Source organism: Indioceanicola profundi (assembly GCF_003568845.1).
GTDB lineage: Bacteria > Pseudomonadota > Alphaproteobacteria > Azospirillales > Azospirillaceae > Indioceanicola > Indioceanicola profundi.
Genome location: NZ_CP030126.1, coordinates 873,525 through 890,000, shown reverse-complemented (window position 1 = coordinate 890,000; position 16,476 = coordinate 873,525). Strand labels below are relative to the sequence as shown.

The following is a 16,476-nucleotide window of genomic DNA, read 5'->3' as shown; positions in this document are numbered from 1 at the left end:
CAAGATTTGAACTTGCGACCTCACGCTTATCAAGCGCGCGCTCTAACCAGCTGAGCTACTAGCCCGAAGCTTCCGAGCCCCTGGGTCGGAGGCTTCGGCCCCGGACCCCGATCCGGGGCCCAGAGCCACAAGCCCGACTGCCGGGGGCAGGTTGCTCATGATCCGTTGAGAAGGGATGCGCCGGCGGCGGCCCCTTACCTGGAAACCCAGGGCCTGAACATCTCAGGCGGGGCGGCGGATGAGCCGGTTCCTTAGAAAGGAGGTGATCCAGCCGCAGGTTCCCCTACGGCTACCTTGTTACGACTTCACCCCAGTCGCTGACCGTACCGTGGTCGGCTGCCTCCCTTACGGGTTAGCGCACCGGCTTCGGGTAAAGCCAACTCCCATGGTGTGACGGGCGGTGTGTACAAGGCCCGGGAACGTATTCACCGCGGCGTGCTGATCCGCGATTACTAGCGATTCCAACTTCATGCACCCGAGTTGCAGAGTGCAATCCGAACTGAGATGGCTTTTGGAGATTCGCTTCCCTTCGCAGGGTCGCTGCCCACTGTCACCACCATTGTAGCACGTGTGTAGCCCAGCCCGTAAGGGCCATGAGGACTTGACGTCATCCCCGCCTTCCTCCGCCTTGTCAGCGGCAGTTTCGCCAGAGTGCCCAACCAAATGATGGCAACTGACGATGAGGGTTGCGCTCGTTGCGGGACTTAACCCAACATCTCACGACACGAGCTGACGACAGCCATGCAGCACCTGTGTCCCGGCCTCCGAAGAGGAAAGCGCATCTCTGCGCCGGTCCAGGCATGTCAAGGGCTGGTAAGGTTCTGCGCGTTGCTTCGAATTAAACCACATGCTCCACCGCTTGTGCGGGCCCCCGTCAATTCCTTTGAGTTTCAACCTTGCGGCCGTACTCCCCAGGCGGTCGGCTTAATGCGTTAGCTGCGACACCGAAGCTCTAAGAGCCCCAACGTCTAGCCGACATCGTTTACGGCGTGGACTACCAGGGTATCTAATCCTGTTTGCTCCCCACGCTTTCGCGCCTCAGCGTCAGTATCCGTCCAGTGGGCCGCCTTCGCCACCGGTGTTCTTCCCAATATCTACGAATTTCACCTCTACACTGGGAATTCCACCCACCTCTCCGGAACTCAAGCACTCCAGTCTCAAATGCTGTTCCCAGGTTGAGCCCGGGGCTTTCACATCTGACTTGAAGCGCCGCCTACGCGCCCTTTACGCCCAGTAATTCCGAACAACGCTAGCCCCCTTCGTATTACCGCGGCTGCTGGCACGAAGTTAGCCGGGGCTTCTTCTCACGCTACCGTCATCATCGTCGCGTGCGAAAGAGCTTTACAACCCGAAGGCCTTCATCACTCACGCGGCATGGCTGGATCAGGGTTGCCCCCATTGTCCAATATTCCCCACTGCTGCCTCCCGTAGGAGTCTGGGCCGTGTCTCAGTCCCAGTGTGGCTGATCATCCTCTCAGACCAGCTACTGATCGTCGCCTTGGTGGGCCATTACCCCACCAACAAGCTAATCAGACGCGGGCCGCTCCCTTGGCGATAAATCTTTCCCCCAGAGGGCTCATCCGGTATTAGCGTCCGTTTCCAGACGTTATCCCAGACCAAAGGGCACGTTCCCACGCGTTACTCACCCGTGCGCCACTAAGGCCGAAGCCTTCGTTCGACTTGCATGTGTTAGGCCTGCCGCCAGCGTTCGTTCTGAGCCAGGATCAAACTCTCAGGTTTGAAGCGGATATCGGCCGAAACCAACATCCTCATCGACGGAGCACCTCAACCGGTGCAATCCTACCCGAATTGTCTCCTGAAGCACCCGCCCCGATGTCTCCATCAGAACAGGTCAGAGCATTCTTGGCGTGATGCACAAGCTATAAGGCACTCCAAACACCAGCTCCCGCCGGCACCCAGAGACCGCCGCCTGCGCATCCCTTCTCAAAACCATATGCAGTTGTTCAAGACCCGCTGCGGCCCGAAGGCCGCCAACACCCCGCGCCGCCCGCCTCGCGGCTGGCCGGCAAACCTCGTCAGAGGCTGGGGCGAAACCTGTATCTGGCCCCCGTCCGAGCCCTGGTCAAGACCGCGTCGCCGCCGTCCCGTCCCGCTCGCCGGGGCCGCGGTATCTACTCCCGTCCGGGCCGCAGTGCAAGGCCTTTTTTCAAGGCCCGCTCCGCTTTCCCTCTCCGGGCCGGCCGCGCCGTCCATAAGGACGGGACCGTCTTCGACACCACGCCGCCGCCAGACCCAACCCGCAGCACCGCCTCTCGGCAGCGCCGCCCGGTCCGTCCCGCGGCGGAGCGGCTATGTAGGGGGTTACACCGCACCGGTCAATGGGTTTTTTTCAGAAGACTGAAATCGGGACCGTCCCCAAGGAGGAACGAAGCGATGGATGGCGGCCGTCAGAGGCTGCCCTCCCCTGCCCCGTCTACAAGCGTCCGGTCAGAATCCGCAGGCATCGTTCCAGCTCTCCATCGTCGGTTCCGCCAGGACGGAGCCGACTTGCCAGCCAGAGCAGGCCAAGCATTCGGTTTATGCCGGGCGGGCGGTCCAGCCAGAGGAAGGGTTGCGCCGGGGATGCCAGAACCCGGCCGGCCGCAACGGCGCGGACTGGTCGCCAAGCTGGATCGGCGCGGATCGAGCCGGCCGCAGCCTCGTCCAGACAGACGATCCATTCCGGATCGAACGCAGTGACGTCGGCCGCGGTAACCCGTGCAAGCGGTCCGTCAGAATCCGCAGGCAGCATCTCCAGTCCCAGGTGCGTGAAGGTCTCCCGCGCCAGGGTGTCTGCGACAGGCACCTCCAAGGCATCCGGCCCGCAGCCGTAGTGGATGCGGGTGGGCGACATCGTCGCGCGGCGGGTCAGGTCCAGCCAACGCTCCACCTCCTCCGCCAGCATTTGTCCCCGCTCCGTCCTCCCGAGCGCCCTGCCCAGGCGGCGGACCATCTCCGGAGTGGACGCAAGCCTTCCAGCCAAGGTCAGTAGGTCCACCCCCGCGGCAGCGGCGATGTCCGCCAACTCCGGCGCGGTGGAACCGCCCACATCGACGATCAGTCCGGCCCCGCTGTCCCGCACCGCCTGCACCGACCACTCAAGGTTACCGGCGGGCAGCCGAGGCACACGTGGCAGCCTGCGCGTGACCGGTGGGAGCAACGGCAATGCCTGATTGCCCGGCGTGCGCGTCCAGCCGGCGAGGAGGTCCGGTGCGATAGCGAGAATCAGGAGCGCGGCTGGATGGCCCGCCGGGTAGGCAGCTCCAGACCTGTACTTGCCCGTCACCAACCCTGCCCCCTACCCATCCGCCGGGGATGGCCTAAGATGGAGTTCACGACCCGGCACCAGGGACTGGACATGGATAGCCTTCCGCCAGAATTCCTCATCACCCCGAACCCCGATGATCCGCGCCTGACGGAAATGGTTCAGGGGATCGACCAGACCGGCGCGGCCATCGATACGGCCGTGACGGTGGAGCGTCCGCTGACCCTGTACCTCAACGGGCAGGAGATCGTCACCATGATGACGATCCTCGATTACCCGGAGTATCTGGCCCTGGGTTACCTGTTGAATCAGAACATGCTTCGCCAGGACGACCAGATCACCGCCATACAGTATGACGAGGAGCTGGAGGTGGTGGTGGTCCGTACCGAGTGTCGGACGGACTTCGAGGAAAAGCTGAAGAAGAAGACGCTGACCTCCGGCTGCGCCCAGGGCACCGCCTTCGGCGACGTCATGGAGAAGTTCGAAAAGGTGACGCTGCCGCGCGAGGCTCGCATCCGCACCTCCTGGCTTTATGCCCTGACGCACAAGATCAACACTGCTCCCAGCCTTTACCTTACGGCCGGGGCCATACATGGCTGCGTCCTGGCCCAGGAGGACCATCCCTTGGTCTATATGGAGGATGTCGGCCGGCACAACGCAGTGGACAAGATCGCGGGCTGGATGTTCCAGAACAATATCTCCCCCGACGACAAGATCTTCTACACCACGGGGCGGCTGACGTCGGAGATGGTGATCAAGACCGCGCAGATGGGCATTCCGATCCTGGTCAGCCGTAGCGGCTTCACCGCCTGGGGCGTTCAGCTTGCCCGCCAGATCGGGCTTACCCTGATCGGTCGGGCCCGTGGCCGTAGATTTATCGCCCTGGCCGGACAGGAGCGCATCGTCTTCGATGCCGATTGGCGGCAGCATGCCGAAGAGGAGCACAAACATCGCAGAAAGGGAGCACGCGACGATGACTAGGCTTGTCGGAGTGCTGCTGGCCGGCGGGTTGGCACGACGGATGGGTGGCGGCGACAAATCCCTGAAGACGGTCGGTGGCCGCCCGATCCTGGAGCGGGTAGTGGAACGCCTTCGGCCCCAGGTGGACGTGCTGATCATCAATGCCAATGGCGATCCCGCCCGGTTCAGAGATTACCCGTTCCTGCACGACCTTCCGGTGGTGGCGGATACCGTTCCGGATTTCGCCGGCCCTTTGGCCGGCGTGCTGGCGGCGTTGGACTGGGCGGCCGACCATGTCGATGGTGCGACCGACGTGCTGAGCGTGGCGACCGACTGCCCCTTCCTTCCCCGCGACCTGGCCGCGCACATGACGGGTGCGCGGGAGGGGGCGGGCGCACAACTGGCCTGCGCCCGGTCGGGCCCCTATGACCGGATCGAGGGCGGCTGGCAGACTCATCCCGTCATCGGCCTGTGGCCGCTGGCCCTGCGCCATGAACTCCGCAGGTCCGTGGTCGACGAGGAGATGCGCAAGATCGACCGTTGGACCGCACGCTATCCCCTCGCCTACGCGGATTTCCGGGCCGATCCGGTAGATCCATTCTTCAACGCGAATGCCCCCCAGGACCTGGTAGAGGCCGAGCGGCTACTGGCCCAGCGCCCCGACCTGTAGCCCTTTCGGACGCGTCGTTGATCCCGGACCCGTATCGGCCTATCCTGGCGAAGACCAAGGAACGGGGCGCGAGGCCCCATCAGGGAGGGTGAGATGAAGGCTTTTCTCAGCAGCATCGCCGTGGCGCTGGTCATTGCCGTCGGGGCGGCGGCCGTCCTGGGCGGAATGCAGACCAATGTCGAAAAGGCATTCACGACCCAGGGCGTACGTCTCTGATCGACGGGACCTTACGCCGTGTTTGAAGCGCCCCGCGCCTGCCGCGGGGCGCTTCGCGTTTTCGGGCGGCTCTTATACTTTGGTCCAAGACAGCTCCCGTTGCGGAGCTGCAGAGCCTAGTAAAGGATGTCGTCACCTTCTTCGCTGAGACAGGATCGGATCGCATGAAACGCACCGCCCGCCTGGCCTGGACCATCGGCCTGCTCCTCTCCGCCGCCGCAACGGCGCACGCCCAGTCGGCACAGTCCGCCGATAACGGACTTCCAGCCGAGATCTATGAAAAGGCCGTCGCCGGAATCACGCCGGAGATGATGACCGAGTGTGAAAGCATGGCCATGCAGGCCATCGCCGCCCAGGTGCGAATCGGGGCCGGGGTGGAGTGGCTGTCGCCCATGGCTGCCGGCGAGACCGGCCGTCTGATTTCCAGCTCCTGGGCTGACCGGGTAGGGCGGACGGAGGAATCGGTGGCTGCGCTCGGCCAGTCCTACCTGATCGCAGTGACCGGTCGGGCCAATGTCAGCCCGAAGCAGAGCGAACCGTTCACCGCCATCCCGGTCTGCTGGTTCGATTACGAGGCCGGCGCCGAAGCGCCCGCCCTGCGGACCGCAACCGTCCGCAAATAGTTCGCAGCGTACACGGGACGGCGTCCATCCGGGCGGCATGGCGCCGTACCGACGTTACAAGCGTCTTCGGCATTGCACCCACCACTCCCGGAAGGCGCACAGAATCCGCGCTTTTCGGCCCTATTGCGCGTGCGAGAAGACAAGAACTACCCCTTTTGAAATCGATCCGCACAGTTCTTCGCTGCATTGCAATATTCAATGCGGCGTTTGCGAAAACTCTATTGAGACTTGGCGCCCATTGCTGCCGAACTATGACTAAAGGCCGATTTTATCAGAGAAATACGGGCTTCAGCGGTTAACGTTCATTGATATCATCTATTGCCGCACCTGAAACGCGGTGCTACGGTTTGCCTCAGGCTAGCCGGTATCGCGATCACGGGCGGGCCAGGATAAGGGGGTAGCGCGCAAAGCGTTTACCAGAACAGATTGCGGGAGGAACATCACATGAAAGCGTTCACTCGGTGCTTGTTGGCATCTGCAGCGCTGCTCATCGCGATGCCGGCGCACGCGAACGATGGCGTGATGAAGCTGGTAAAGGACCCGAACAATTGGGCGATGCAGCTTGGCAATTACGCAGGTCATCGGTACAGCCCGCTGGACCAGATCAATAAGCAGAACGTCCAGGACATGAGGGTCGCATGGACCTTCTCCACCGGCGTTCTGCGCGGTCATGAGGGCGGGCCGCTGGTCATCGGCGACACCATGTACCTGCATACGCCGTTTCCGAACGCCGTTTACGCGCTCGACCTGAAGGAAGACGGGCGCATCAAGTGGAAGTACGAGCCGACCCAGGACTCGAACGTCATTCCGGTCATGTGCTGCGACACCGTGAATCGCGGCGTTGCCTTCGCTGACGGCAAGATCTTCCTGGCCCAGGCCGACAACACGCTGGTGGCGCTCGACGCCGAAAGCGGCAAGGTCGTCTGGTCCGCCAAGAACGGCGACCATACCCGCGGCGAGACGCTGACCGCCGCCCCTGTCGTCATCAAGGACAAGGTCCTGGTCGGCATCTCCGGCGGTGAGTTCGGCGTTCGCGGTCACCTGACCGCCTATGACGTCAAGTCCGGCAAGCAGGTCTGGCGCGCCTACTCCACCGGTCCCGACAAGGACGTGAAGATCGATCCGAAGAAGACCTTGATGATGGGCAAGCCCATCGGCGAGGCAGATCTCGGCGTCTCCACCTGGAACGGGGATGAGTGGAAGATCGGCGGCGGCACCACCTGGGGCTGGTACACCTACGATCCGGAAACCAACCTGGTCTATTACGGCACCGGCAACCCGGGCACCTGGAACCCGGCCCAGCGCGCGAAGGACGGCAAGCCCGTCGACAACAAGTGGTCCATGACCATTTTCGCCCGCGACGCCGACACGGGTGAGGCCAAGTGGGTCTTCCAGAAGACCCCCTTCGACGAGTGGGACTATGACGGCGTGAACGAGAACATTCTCGCCGACATCGAGATCGGCGGGAAGAAGCGCCAGGTCCTGGTCAACCTGGACCGCAACGGCTTCGGCTACACGCTGGACCGCAAGACCGGCGAACTGCTGGTCGCGGAGAAGTTCGACCCGACGGTCAACTGGGCCACGCATGTGGACATGAAGACCGGCCGCCCGCAGGTGGTGAAGGAGTACAGCACCTTCGCCAACGGCCCGGACGTGAACACCAAGGGCGTCTGCCCGGCCGCACTCGGCTCCAAGGACCAGCAGCCGGCCAGCTTCTCGCCGGATACCGGCCTGTTCTACGTGCCGACCAACCACATCTGCATGGACTATGAGCCCTTCGAGGTCTCCTACCAGGCGGGTCAGCCCTATGTGGGCGCCACCCTGTCCATGTATCCGGCCCCGAACAGCCATGGCGGCATGGGCAACTTCATCGCCTGGGACGCCGCCACCGGCAAGGTCAAGTGGTCCATCCCGGAGCGGTTCGCGGTCTGGTCGGGCGCTCTGACCACCAAGGGCGGCGTCGGCTTCTACGGCACGCTTGAGGGTCACCTCGTTGCCTTCGACATGGAGAACGGCAAGGAGCTGTGGCGCTTCAAGACCCCGTCCGGCATCATCGGCAACGTCAACACCTACATGCATGACGGCAAGCAGTACGTCGCCGTGCTGTCCGGCATCGGCGGCTGGGCCGGCATCGGCCTCGCGGCCGGTCTGACCAACCCGCAGGAAGGCCTCGGCGCTGTCGGCGCGCACTCCAGCCTGGGCGAATACACCCAGCTCGGCGGCGTGCTGACCGTGTTCGAAGTGCCGAGCCGCAGCCGTCAGGCTTCGGCGAAGTAAGGTCGGCCTTCTACGACGCCGCTCATGGCGCATTCCGAACGGCCGGGTCCCAGGACCCGGCCGGCTCCGGCAAGGGGCGACAGGATGAACCCTGCCGCCCCTTCGGGCCGAATGAGAAACGGCCCAAGACCTGCAGGATCGCAGATCCGGGATGTCCCTGATGCTCAAGGCGGAATACCTTGGGCTCTCCCGAACAGGTCCCCACCGCAAGCGGTGACGACAGCGCCTGCACGACAATTCGCTATCGAGGGTGAAAGGATCACTATGCGGTCGAAGTCGATATTCATGATCCCGGCGATGCTTCTGGCCGCCGTGGCATTTGCAGCTCCCGTCTCCGCCCAGGATGCACCCGTCGACGATGAGGGACTGCCGACCTACGAGGTCCAGGACGGCAAGGTCGACAAGGGCACCTATAACGGCTATCGCCGCTATCACAATTCCTGTCACGTCTGCCACGGCCCCGACGGGCTGGGCGGCAGCTTCGCACCGAACCTGACGGAGAGCCTGAAGCGGCTCGACTACGTCGCCTTCGCAGATGTGGTCACCAACGGCCGCAAGGTGGAAGGAGCCGGCGGAGAGAGGGTGATGCCAAGCTTCGGTCTCGACCCCAACGTAATGATGCATCTCGACGATATCTACCGCTACCTCAAGGGCCGTTCGGACGGCGAGGTGGACCGCGGTCGCCCGGCCCGGATGGGCAGCTAAAGCGGAGGGAAACGATGGCGCGCATGATCCGCGGACTGCCCGCCTTCGTCCCCGCACTGGCGGCAATCCTGCTGGCGTCGGCTCCGGCCGGCGCCGCCATCGAGCAGACCGGACGTGACCAGCTCCGCGTCTGCGCCGATCCGAACTCCCTCCCCTATTCCAATGAGAAGGGGGAAGGGTTCGAGAACAAGCTGGCAGAGATGATCGCCGCCGATCTGGGAGTCGAGGTCACCTACACTTGGTGGCCGCAGACCATCGGCTTCGTGCGCAACACGCTGGGTTCGCGCAAGTGCGACATCGTCATGGGCACCGCCTCCGGCGAAGCCCTGATGCAGAATACGAACCCCTATTACCGTTCCACCTACGCTCTGGTTTACCGGGAAGGCGGCGGGATCAGCGCACGGACGCTGAAGGACCCCAGCCTGAAAGGCGCGCGCATCGGGATCGTGGCGCAGACGCCCGCAATCGACTTCCTGTTCATGAACGATCTCACCAACATCGAGCCCTATCAGCTCGCAGTGGACACGCGCAGCCTGCAACCGGCCCGTCAGGCTGTCGAGGACGTGGCTGCGGGCCTGACCGACGCCGCCGTGCTCTGGGGGCCCCTCGCCGCCTACTGGGCGAAGCAGCAGCAGGTGCCGCTGACGGTCGTCCCCCTGACGGAGGAACCGGGCGGTCAGCGCATGACCTTCCATATCTCCATGGGCATCCGCCCGGAGGAGCCGGAGTGGAAGCACTGGCTGAATGACTGGATCAAGGCCAATCAGCCCCGAATCGACGCGCTGCTGAACGAATACGGCGTCCCTCTGCTTGACCGAAATGGCAAGCTGATCCAGGCCGCAGCGCCGGAACCGGCGGACTATCGGAAGGCGGATTATCTGGCGCCCGTACCGGCCACGCTGGCGGGGGCGCAGGTGCTGACGACGCCCGATGTGGTGCGCCTGCTGGCCGGCCCGAACGATCCGCTGCTGATCGATGTCCTGCCGCCCAAGGCGCCGCAGCCGGAAGGGCGCGAAGGCGCTTGGCTGCCGCGGCCCCATGAATCTCTGCCCGGCGCCATCTGGCTGCCCGACACGGGTTGGGGTGAACCAACGGCGGAGCAGGCCGAATATTTCCAACGGGGCCTGGAGCAGGTGACCGGGGGCGACCATACCGCTCCGCTGGTCTTCTTCTGCCGTCGCGATTGCTGGATGAGCTGGAATGCTGCAAAGCGGGCGCTGGAACTGGGCTACACCAATGTTGCTTGGTACCCCGACGGAACAGATGGCTGGACCGATGCCCGGCGTGCCCTGGCGCCGGCCACACCCTGGGACGGCGGCCCTGCCAAGGGGTGAGCATGGCCGCACCCCGTAGGTCGGATCGAACAGAGCGCCAATCCGACATAGTGGTGACAGTTCCTCACCGTGGCGTCGGATCATCTCCCCGGGCTCGACCTGCCCAACGGACGATGAAGTCCCCGCTCAGGACTGCAGGTCGCAAGAACGCCGCAGGCCGGAGCGCGACAGCGGGCTTCCGAGCCGCGCTGCCGCTCCCCCTACTCCCCACCGTCCGCCAGTTTCCGGCGCTTCTATTCCGCCGGAAGATGCGGGGCGATGGTGCGGGCCAGGATTCCCAGGCGCTGTTCGAAAAGAACCGGGCGGTCGCACACGGCCGTCAACATGCGCCGGCGCTCATCCAGGACCCTGCGGTCGGTCGCAAGCTCGTCCGCAGTCCGCTGCCAGTCCGGCGTTCCTTCCTGCTGGGTCTCCATCTGCTTCAGATGACCGGAGATCCGGTCCAGCATGGTCCGCTGACCGGCCGCGTAACGCCGGATCGCCTCCAGACTGTCTCCGCGCTCCTCCTGCAAGGTGTGGAAGGCGCCGCTGAACAGCAGCACCAGCCGATCCGTTTTCTCCTCCGGCGTCAGCCCCGCCGCGAATTCGTTGATGGCGGCCGCGGCCTTGTCCGGCGGAACCCGCCGGTCCGTTACGCGCAGCACGAGGTCCCGCACCTCCGGGTCCTTCTGCCATGCTGTCGGATCGATGCCATCGATTGGCGGCCCGCTCCAGATCAGCCCGGGCGACATTTCCGGCACCATCACCCGCACGCACGGCCAGTCCGGATCGGTGGAGGTTGCAGCCACCGCAGGGGCCGGGACGGCCATGGCAAGCCCTGTTGCAAGGGCGAGCACTGCGCTCATTCCTCTTGACCAGGACCACCGATCATCATGCGCCATCTTGCGATTCCCGCTCTGTTTTCCGCCCTGCTGGCGCCCGCCCTTCCCGCCCTTGCGCAGGATCAGACGGCAGCCGCCGAACAGCGGGCGGTGGTCTTCGATGTGGAGCTGTATGACACCAGCGGCGAAGGCTCCAACCCCGCGCTGGAGAAGCGGATCGACCTCGTCAGCGACGAGCTGCGCCGGCTGATCGACGCCTCGCCGAAGTACGCGGCCGTGGATCTCGCGCCCGAGGCGGAGCACATCGCCAGCCTCGGCCCGCTCTACAAATGCAACGGCTGTGAGCGGGACGTGGCCAAGGCCCTGGATGGAGATGTCTCCTTCATCGCCGTGGTCCATAAGATCAGCACGCTGATTCTGAAGATTCAGATCGTCGGCCAGAATGTGGCCACGGGCGAGGTCTTCACCATGGCCGGGGCCGATATCCGCGGCGACAACGACGAATCGTGGCTGCATGGCGTCCGCTGGCTCGCCAGGAACAAGCTCGATCTCTGACATCAGCTTTTCGGCTTCACGATCACGCCCCAAGGCGCATCGCCCACCGGCAGGCTCTTGATGGGCTTGCCGGCTTCGACATCGATCACGGTGACATCGTTGCTGACCCCGTTTGTGGTGTAGAGCCGGCTTTCATCGGGCGAGAGCGCCAAGTTCCAGACCCGCTGCCCCACCAGATGGTAGCGCTTCACCTCATAGGTCTGCTGATCGATCTCGGCCACCCGGTTGGACGGTCCCAGCGCCACGAAGGCGCGCTTCCCGTCGGAGGTGAGCTGGATGCCCACCGGCTGGACGGCTTCCTTCGGAATGCTCGGAAGCGAGAATTCGATCTTATGCACGACTTGGCGGGTCGAAGTGTCGATGATGCTGACCGTCCCGCCGATCTCGGAGCTCACCCAGACAAAGCGGCCGTCGTTGGTGAACTGGGCCACGCGCGGGCGGCTGTCGACCAGGACGTTGTCCGTGATCTCCAGCGTATCCGTATCGATGAAGTGAGCCATGTTGGTGGTTTCGGAGGTGTTCACCAGGGTCTTGCCATCCGGGCTGATCCCCATCCCTTCCGGCTCCACCCCCACCAGGATTTCGCCCATGGTGACCCCGCGCTCGATATCGACCACGGTGACCATGTTGTCGTCCTCATTGGCGACATAGAGGATCGGCTTGTTCGGGTGCAGGACGAACAGCTCCGGATCGGGGCCGGACGGCAGACTGCCGACCACCTTCGCGCTGCTGGTGTCGATCACGTCGATCCGATTGTCGTCGCCGACACAGACATAGAGAAGGCTGCCATCATGATTGAAGGTGATGCCGCGCGGCCGCCGGCCCACCTCGATCCGGTTGACCACCTCCAGGCTTTCCGAATCCACGATGACGACATCGTTCGATTTCTCGTTCGAGATGAAGATCTGATAAGCCGCTGCCGGCCACGGCAGGGTCATGCACACTGCCAATGCCGTGGCGGCCAGCAGGCTCTTCTGCAACATGGTCTCAACCTCCCTGATCGATGTTCTTTTCATTTCGGCGCCTGTACTCCGTAGGTCGCAAGCAGCGGAGCGGATTGCGACATCTTCATGCGGGCTGCGGGACGTCGCAATCCGCCTACGGCTTCTTGCGACCTACGGCAATCCTCAGCCCCGCTCACAGGTCGAATCCGCCCGGTCATCGCCCAGCGTGTCCAGCAGGCTGACCGGATGCAGGAATCCCTCCTGCGGGGATACGGAGACCAGCATGCGGGGGCCGGCCAGCAGGATCGGCTGGCGAAGCTGGCCGTTCCAGTCGCGGAATGTCAGCGCCTGCCCTTTGAAGCCGGCCACATTAAAGTCCTTTCCCTGAATGAAGGACGCCAGCTCGTCGGGGCTGGTGGATTTGGTCCGGGTCGCCGCTTCCCCCACCGCGCGGACAGCGACCCAGGCAGCATAGTCCCGCTCGGTCATCCAGCGCCCGGCCAGCTTCTCGAACCGGCTGTGCATCTGGGTTGCGCCCCACTGCTCATGCACCCGGTCCCAGGCCGTGGGCACCAGCCCGTGGGTCCCCGCCACCGGCCGCGGCAGCCAGGTGCGATAGGGCAGATACTCCCCGAAGATGTCCCGCTCATCCGCCACGACCAACACCTGGTGCTCGTCGCCCTGGGTGGCCGTGGGCACCAGCGACTGCACCGTGGTATGGCCGCTGTCGGACCGGCGGTTGCCTTCCTCGAAGGTCCATTCCTTCTCGTCCACGATGCGGGCGCCGAACTTCTTGGCGGCGCGGCGCAGGGCGTCGGCATAGGCCTTGTCCTCGGGGTACTTCCCCACCACCAGCATCCAGCGGTCCCAGCGCTTCCATTTCAGATACTGCGCCAGCCCGTCCGCCAGCATGCGGCGGCTGGGGATCGTGTGCAGCAGGTTCGCCCGGCACTGCGCGTTCCGCAGTTCGTCATCCTTGGCGCGGGCATTGAACACCAGCATGTCCTTGGCCGCGGGCTGGTCCAGCAGCGCATTCAGCTCCTCCGCCGGCAGGTCTGCCACCAGCAGCCGCACGCCCTGCTCCGCCAGCGCCTGCACCGGTGCGGCCACATCCCCGCCACGGGGAACGACCTGCTCCACCAGCTCGAAGCTCTGATTCATGAAGCGGCCGGTCGTGTTGTTGTCCTGGACGCCAAGCCGCGCGCCCTGCACCCCTTCGTCCGTCAGCTCAGGATGCAGGAAGGTCAGCGGCGTCCGCGGCGCCTCCTCCCGGCCCAGATAGCCGATGGCGATGCGGGTGGGCTGTGCAGCACCCGACTGGGCCTGGGCCGATGACAGCGGCGCGATGCCCAGCACCGCAAGGAGCACCATCGCGGGCGCAAGCATCCCTCGACGACACTTTCCGATCCACATGCCGATCGATCTCCCCACTGTAATTCCAGAGGCTTACGAAAGGTAACTCCGCCCTTTCCGACCCAGACGATACAAGCACGAATTATGCGGTTCATGGAACCTTTCAATTCCGCTATCATAAAACGGCCGTATTCTTTTGCAGCGCAGCATCAATACGCGATTTCTTTTGCACTGCATTCAATGCGCAAGCCGCACGGGCATTATTTGCCTCGAAACTATTCAGACGAGGTGCGGTGCGCGGGAGTTACCTCCTTCTGGTGAGGATTGGATGCGCCTACCCGCCGGACAGCCGAACCCGACCATTGCCGCCGTCATGACGGCTGGCCTGATGTTGCTGGCGCTGGCGGTATCGGCAGCCCTCGCAGGCCCTGCCCCGCTGAAGATGACCGAAATTGCGCCCGGCATCCATGTGCATCAGGGCGTGCATCAGGAGTCGGACAAGTCCAATGGGGGCGACATCGCCAACCTGGCCTTCATCATCGGAACCGCAGCGGTGGCGGTGGTGGACAGCGGCAGCTCGCCGGAAATCGCCCGGCGGCTCCAGGCCGCGATCCGAGCCAGGACCAGCCTGCCGATTCGCTATGTGGTGAACACCCACATGCATCCGGACCATGTACTGGGCAACGCCGTATTCCGGGCGGCGGGCGCGGAGATCGTCGGGCACGCGAACCTGCCCGACGCGCTGGCCCGCCGTTGGGAAAGCTACCGCAACCGCGCCGCAGACTGGGCGTCCGGATTGCCGGAAGCTCCGGATCAGCATCTGCCGACCATCATGGTGCGTGACACGCTGCATCTGGAATTGGGCGACCGGACGCTGCTGCTGACCGCACACCCGACCGCCCATACCAATAATGACCTGACGGTCCTGGACGAGGCGACCGGCACCCTGTTCACCGGAGACCTGTTGTTCGTGGAGCGGCACCCGTCCCTGGACGGCAGCATCCTCGGCTGGCAGCAGGTGCTGGACGCGCTGGCGGACCAGCCGGCGACGCGCGCCGTTCCTGGCCATGGCCCCGTATCCCCCTGGCCGGCAGCCGTCGAGACGTTGCAGGCCTACCTGCACGTCGTCACGGAAGACATCCGCGACCTGTTGCAGGAACGAGCCGGCCTGACCCGCGCCGTGGAACTGGCTGCGGCCGACGAGAAGACCAAGTGGGAGCTGTGGCAGACCAGCCATCCGCAACTGGTCACTGCCGCTTTTGCCGAGCTGGAATGGGAGTAGCCGCCATGTGCTCATCCATGCTGATCCGAACCGGCCGCGCCGCCGTGGTGCTGGCGCTGTTGGCCGGCACGCCCGCCATTGCCGCGCCGCCTCCGGCGACGGAGATGACGGAAGCTGACCGGGCGCGCTGGACCGAGCTGCTGGAGACCTACTTCCCCGGCCGCGCGGCCGAACCCGCCGGCGACATGCTGCGGCTTGAGGCCCCGTACCGGGCCGCCGACGCGGCCCTGGTGCCAATCGCCATCCACGTCGCTCCGCAGCAGGGCGACCCGGTGCGGCGGCTGCATCTGCTGGTGGACGACAACCCCGTGCCGCTGGTCTTCACGGCGGAGATCGGGGAGCGCGGCCTTCCCCACATGCTGGAAACCCGCGTCCGCGTCGACCAGTACACGCATGTCCATGCGCTGGCCGAGACGGAATCGGGCCGGTTGCTGGAAACCTCGGCCTTCGTGAAGGCCTCCGGCGGCTGCTCCGCCCCTGCCCTGAAGGACCCGGAACAGGCGCTCGCCCGCATGGGCCGGATGAAGCTGAACCTTCCCACCGACATCCGCGCCGGACAGCCGGTGGAGGCGCAGGCACTGATCAGCCATCCGAACAACAGCGGCCTGCAGTTCGACCAGATCACCCGGACCTACATCCAGCCCCATTACATCGAGCGGGTCAGCATCCGATATAATGGCGCGCCCGTGCTGGACGTGAAGACCGACATCTCGATGAGCGAGGACCCGAGCCTGCATTTCCGCTTCGTGCCCGACGCAGAAGGCATGCTGGAGGTTGAAGCTGTGGACAGCAAGGGCGCCACCTTCCGCCAGTCCTGGCCCGTGGGCGCTCCGCCGGCGTAAAGGTTGGCATTAACGGCAAACGTCCTCCCCTCCCCGCCGGAGTGAGAGGGGATTGCGCTCTTCTCACGGTTACTCGCCCTTGCGCCGGAAGCACTCCAGATCGGCCTCGACCTGCGCCTGACGGAAGCGCTCCAGCAGGTCCTTCATCCAGCCGACGCCGCGCATCATGCCGGCGCGCTCGCCCGGCATCTGCTGCATGGCCATGGCGGTCTCCACCGCCTCATAGTCGCGGTAGCTGATATAGTCGGCAATGACGTCGATGCTGCATGAGCATTCGCGGCGGGCGTCCAGCGTGTTGCCGTTGCTGGCCATGCAGGCCATCACGTACTCGACCCGCGCCTCTGTGGGATAGTCGTTCCCTGACACCTCCTGCGCCACGGCCGGAGCAGCGGCGAGCAGCAGGACGGGGAGGAGAAGACGGTGCATCCTCATGATCCTTTCCGGAGCGGAATTCCGAGCACCATCATGCGCCGGACGCATCGTCGGAGCAACGTCCTCGCCGAATGATTGATAGAAGGTTTCTATCGCAGCACGGCGGCCCTTTGTTGCACCGGGCCGCAATTTCATGAAAGCATGCAGGCCGTTCCGAGTGACCGGACAGCGTCCGGGGCCGTTCCGCGCCCTGACGC

Annotated in this window: 15 protein-coding genes, 1 tRNA gene and 1 rRNA gene (1 of these 17 cut by a window edge); 10 read left to right on the top strand and 7 right to left on the bottom strand. The window is 64.5% G+C overall.

Annotated elements, in window-relative coordinates; translation table 11 throughout:
* The 3 genes from DOL89_RS04180 to DOL89_RS04170 all read right to left on the bottom strand — a co-directional run.
* Positions 1 to 65: transfer RNA gene (locus DOL89_RS04180), tRNA-Ile, on the bottom strand (it extends 12 nt beyond the left edge of the window).
* Positions 66 to 255: 190 nt separating this feature from the next.
* Positions 256 to 1,740 (bottom strand): 16S ribosomal RNA (locus DOL89_RS04175).
* A gap of 694 nt (positions 1,741 to 2,434) precedes the next feature.
* The gene (locus DOL89_RS04170; protein WP_162937320.1) at positions 2,435 to 3,127 is read right to left on the bottom strand and encodes an ABC transporter substrate-binding protein; all 693 of its coding nucleotides are present in this window, start codon (positions 3,125 to 3,127) and stop codon (positions 2,435 to 2,437) included.
* A 198-nt stretch (positions 3,128 to 3,325) separates the two neighbouring features.
* Here DOL89_RS04170 and fdhD point away from each other — a divergent pair, with 198 nt between their 5' ends.
* The 7 genes from fdhD (at position 3,326) to DOL89_RS04140 (ending at position 10,050) form a co-directional block, all read left to right on the top strand.
* Positions 3,326 to 4,246 (top strand): formate dehydrogenase accessory sulfurtransferase FdhD, encoded by a 921-nt coding sequence (gene fdhD / locus DOL89_RS04165; RefSeq protein WP_119678008.1) that lies wholly within the window; start codon positions 3,326 to 3,328, stop codon positions 4,244 to 4,246.
* Positions 4,239 to 4,895 carry a molybdenum cofactor guanylyltransferase MobA gene (mobA, locus tag DOL89_RS04160; protein WP_119678007.1) on the top strand — a complete coding sequence of 219 codons (657 nt, stop codon included), beginning with the start codon at positions 4,239 to 4,241 and terminating at the stop codon, positions 4,893 to 4,895. The genes fdhD and mobA overlap by 8 nt, the downstream gene beginning before the upstream one ends.
* 93 nt (positions 4,896 to 4,988) lie before the next feature.
* A complete protein-coding gene (locus DOL89_RS25815; RefSeq protein ID WP_263973574.1) occupies positions 4,989 to 5,111 on the top strand; it encodes a hypothetical protein in 123 nt (40 codons plus the stop codon).
* Positions 5,112 to 5,275: 164 nt separating this feature from the next.
* Complete coding sequence (locus tag DOL89_RS04155) at positions 5,276 to 5,734, top strand: hypothetical protein (RefSeq protein WP_119678006.1); 459 nt, start codon at positions 5,276 to 5,278, stop codon at positions 5,732 to 5,734.
* A gap of 444 nt (positions 5,735 to 6,178) precedes the next feature.
* Positions 6,179 to 8,011: a methanol/ethanol family PQQ-dependent dehydrogenase gene (locus tag DOL89_RS04150; RefSeq protein ID WP_119678005.1), complete on the top strand. Its 1,833-nt coding sequence runs from the start codon at positions 6,179 to 6,181 to the stop codon at positions 8,009 to 8,011.
* A 285-nt stretch (positions 8,012 to 8,296) separates the two neighbouring features.
* Positions 8,297 to 8,716 carry a c-type cytochrome gene (locus tag DOL89_RS04145; RefSeq protein WP_225889882.1) on the top strand — a complete coding sequence of 140 codons (420 nt, stop codon included), beginning with the start codon at positions 8,297 to 8,299 and terminating at the stop codon, positions 8,714 to 8,716.
* Between the two features lie 14 nt (positions 8,717 to 8,730).
* Positions 8,731 to 10,050: a quinoprotein dehydrogenase-associated putative ABC transporter substrate-binding protein gene (locus DOL89_RS04140; RefSeq protein WP_119678003.1), complete on the top strand. Its 1,320-nt coding sequence runs from the start codon at positions 8,731 to 8,733 to the stop codon at positions 10,048 to 10,050.
* Positions 10,051 to 10,283: 233 nt separating this feature from the next.
* On the opposite strand, the gene DOL89_RS04135 is transcribed toward DOL89_RS04140, so the two are convergent.
* Entirely contained in the window at positions 10,284 to 10,895 is a 612-nt protein-coding gene (locus tag DOL89_RS04135; RefSeq protein ID WP_162937319.1) for a hypothetical protein, read from the bottom strand.
* A 27-nt stretch (positions 10,896 to 10,922) separates the two neighbouring features.
* On the opposite strand from DOL89_RS04135, the gene DOL89_RS04130 reads away from it, so the two are divergent.
* Entirely contained in the window at positions 10,923 to 11,426 is a 504-nt protein-coding gene (locus DOL89_RS04130; RefSeq protein ID WP_119678001.1) for a DUF3280 domain-containing protein, read from the top strand.
* Positions 11,427 to 11,428: 2 nt separating this feature from the next.
* Here DOL89_RS04130 and DOL89_RS04125 read toward each other — a convergent pair whose 3' ends face one another.
* Together DOL89_RS04125 and DOL89_RS04120 are read right to left on the bottom strand one after the other, a co-directional pair.
* Positions 11,429 to 12,409, bottom strand: a complete 981-nt coding sequence (locus DOL89_RS04125) for a PQQ-dependent catabolism-associated beta-propeller protein (protein WP_119678000.1) — start codon at positions 12,407 to 12,409, stop codon at positions 11,429 to 11,431.
* Between the two features lie 144 nt (positions 12,410 to 12,553).
* Positions 12,554 to 13,756, bottom strand: coding sequence for an ABC transporter substrate-binding protein (locus DOL89_RS04120; RefSeq protein WP_119677999.1), 1,203 nt, complete (start codon positions 13,754 to 13,756; stop codon positions 12,554 to 12,556).
* A gap of 295 nt (positions 13,757 to 14,051) precedes the next feature.
* Between DOL89_RS04120 and DOL89_RS04115 the strand changes: the two genes are divergently transcribed.
* Together DOL89_RS04115 and DOL89_RS04110 are read left to right on the top strand one after the other, a co-directional pair.
* The gene (locus DOL89_RS04115; RefSeq protein WP_225889881.1) at positions 14,052 to 15,005 is read left to right on the top strand and encodes a quinoprotein relay system zinc metallohydrolase 2; all 954 of its coding nucleotides are present in this window, start codon (positions 14,052 to 14,054) and stop codon (positions 15,003 to 15,005) included.
* A gap of 5 nt (positions 15,006 to 15,010) precedes the next feature.
* Positions 15,011 to 15,847 (top strand): quinoprotein dehydrogenase-associated SoxYZ-like carrier, encoded by an 837-nt coding sequence (locus DOL89_RS04110; protein WP_162937318.1) that lies wholly within the window; start codon positions 15,011 to 15,013, stop codon positions 15,845 to 15,847.
* 69 nt (positions 15,848 to 15,916) lie between these two features.
* Here DOL89_RS04110 and DOL89_RS04105 read toward each other — a convergent pair whose 3' ends face one another.
* On the bottom strand, positions 15,917 to 16,273 hold the full coding sequence (locus DOL89_RS04105; protein ID WP_225889880.1) for a phage terminase family protein: 357 nt from the start codon (positions 16,271 to 16,273) through the stop codon (positions 15,917 to 15,919).
* Positions 16,274 to 16,476: the final 203 nt, after the last annotated feature.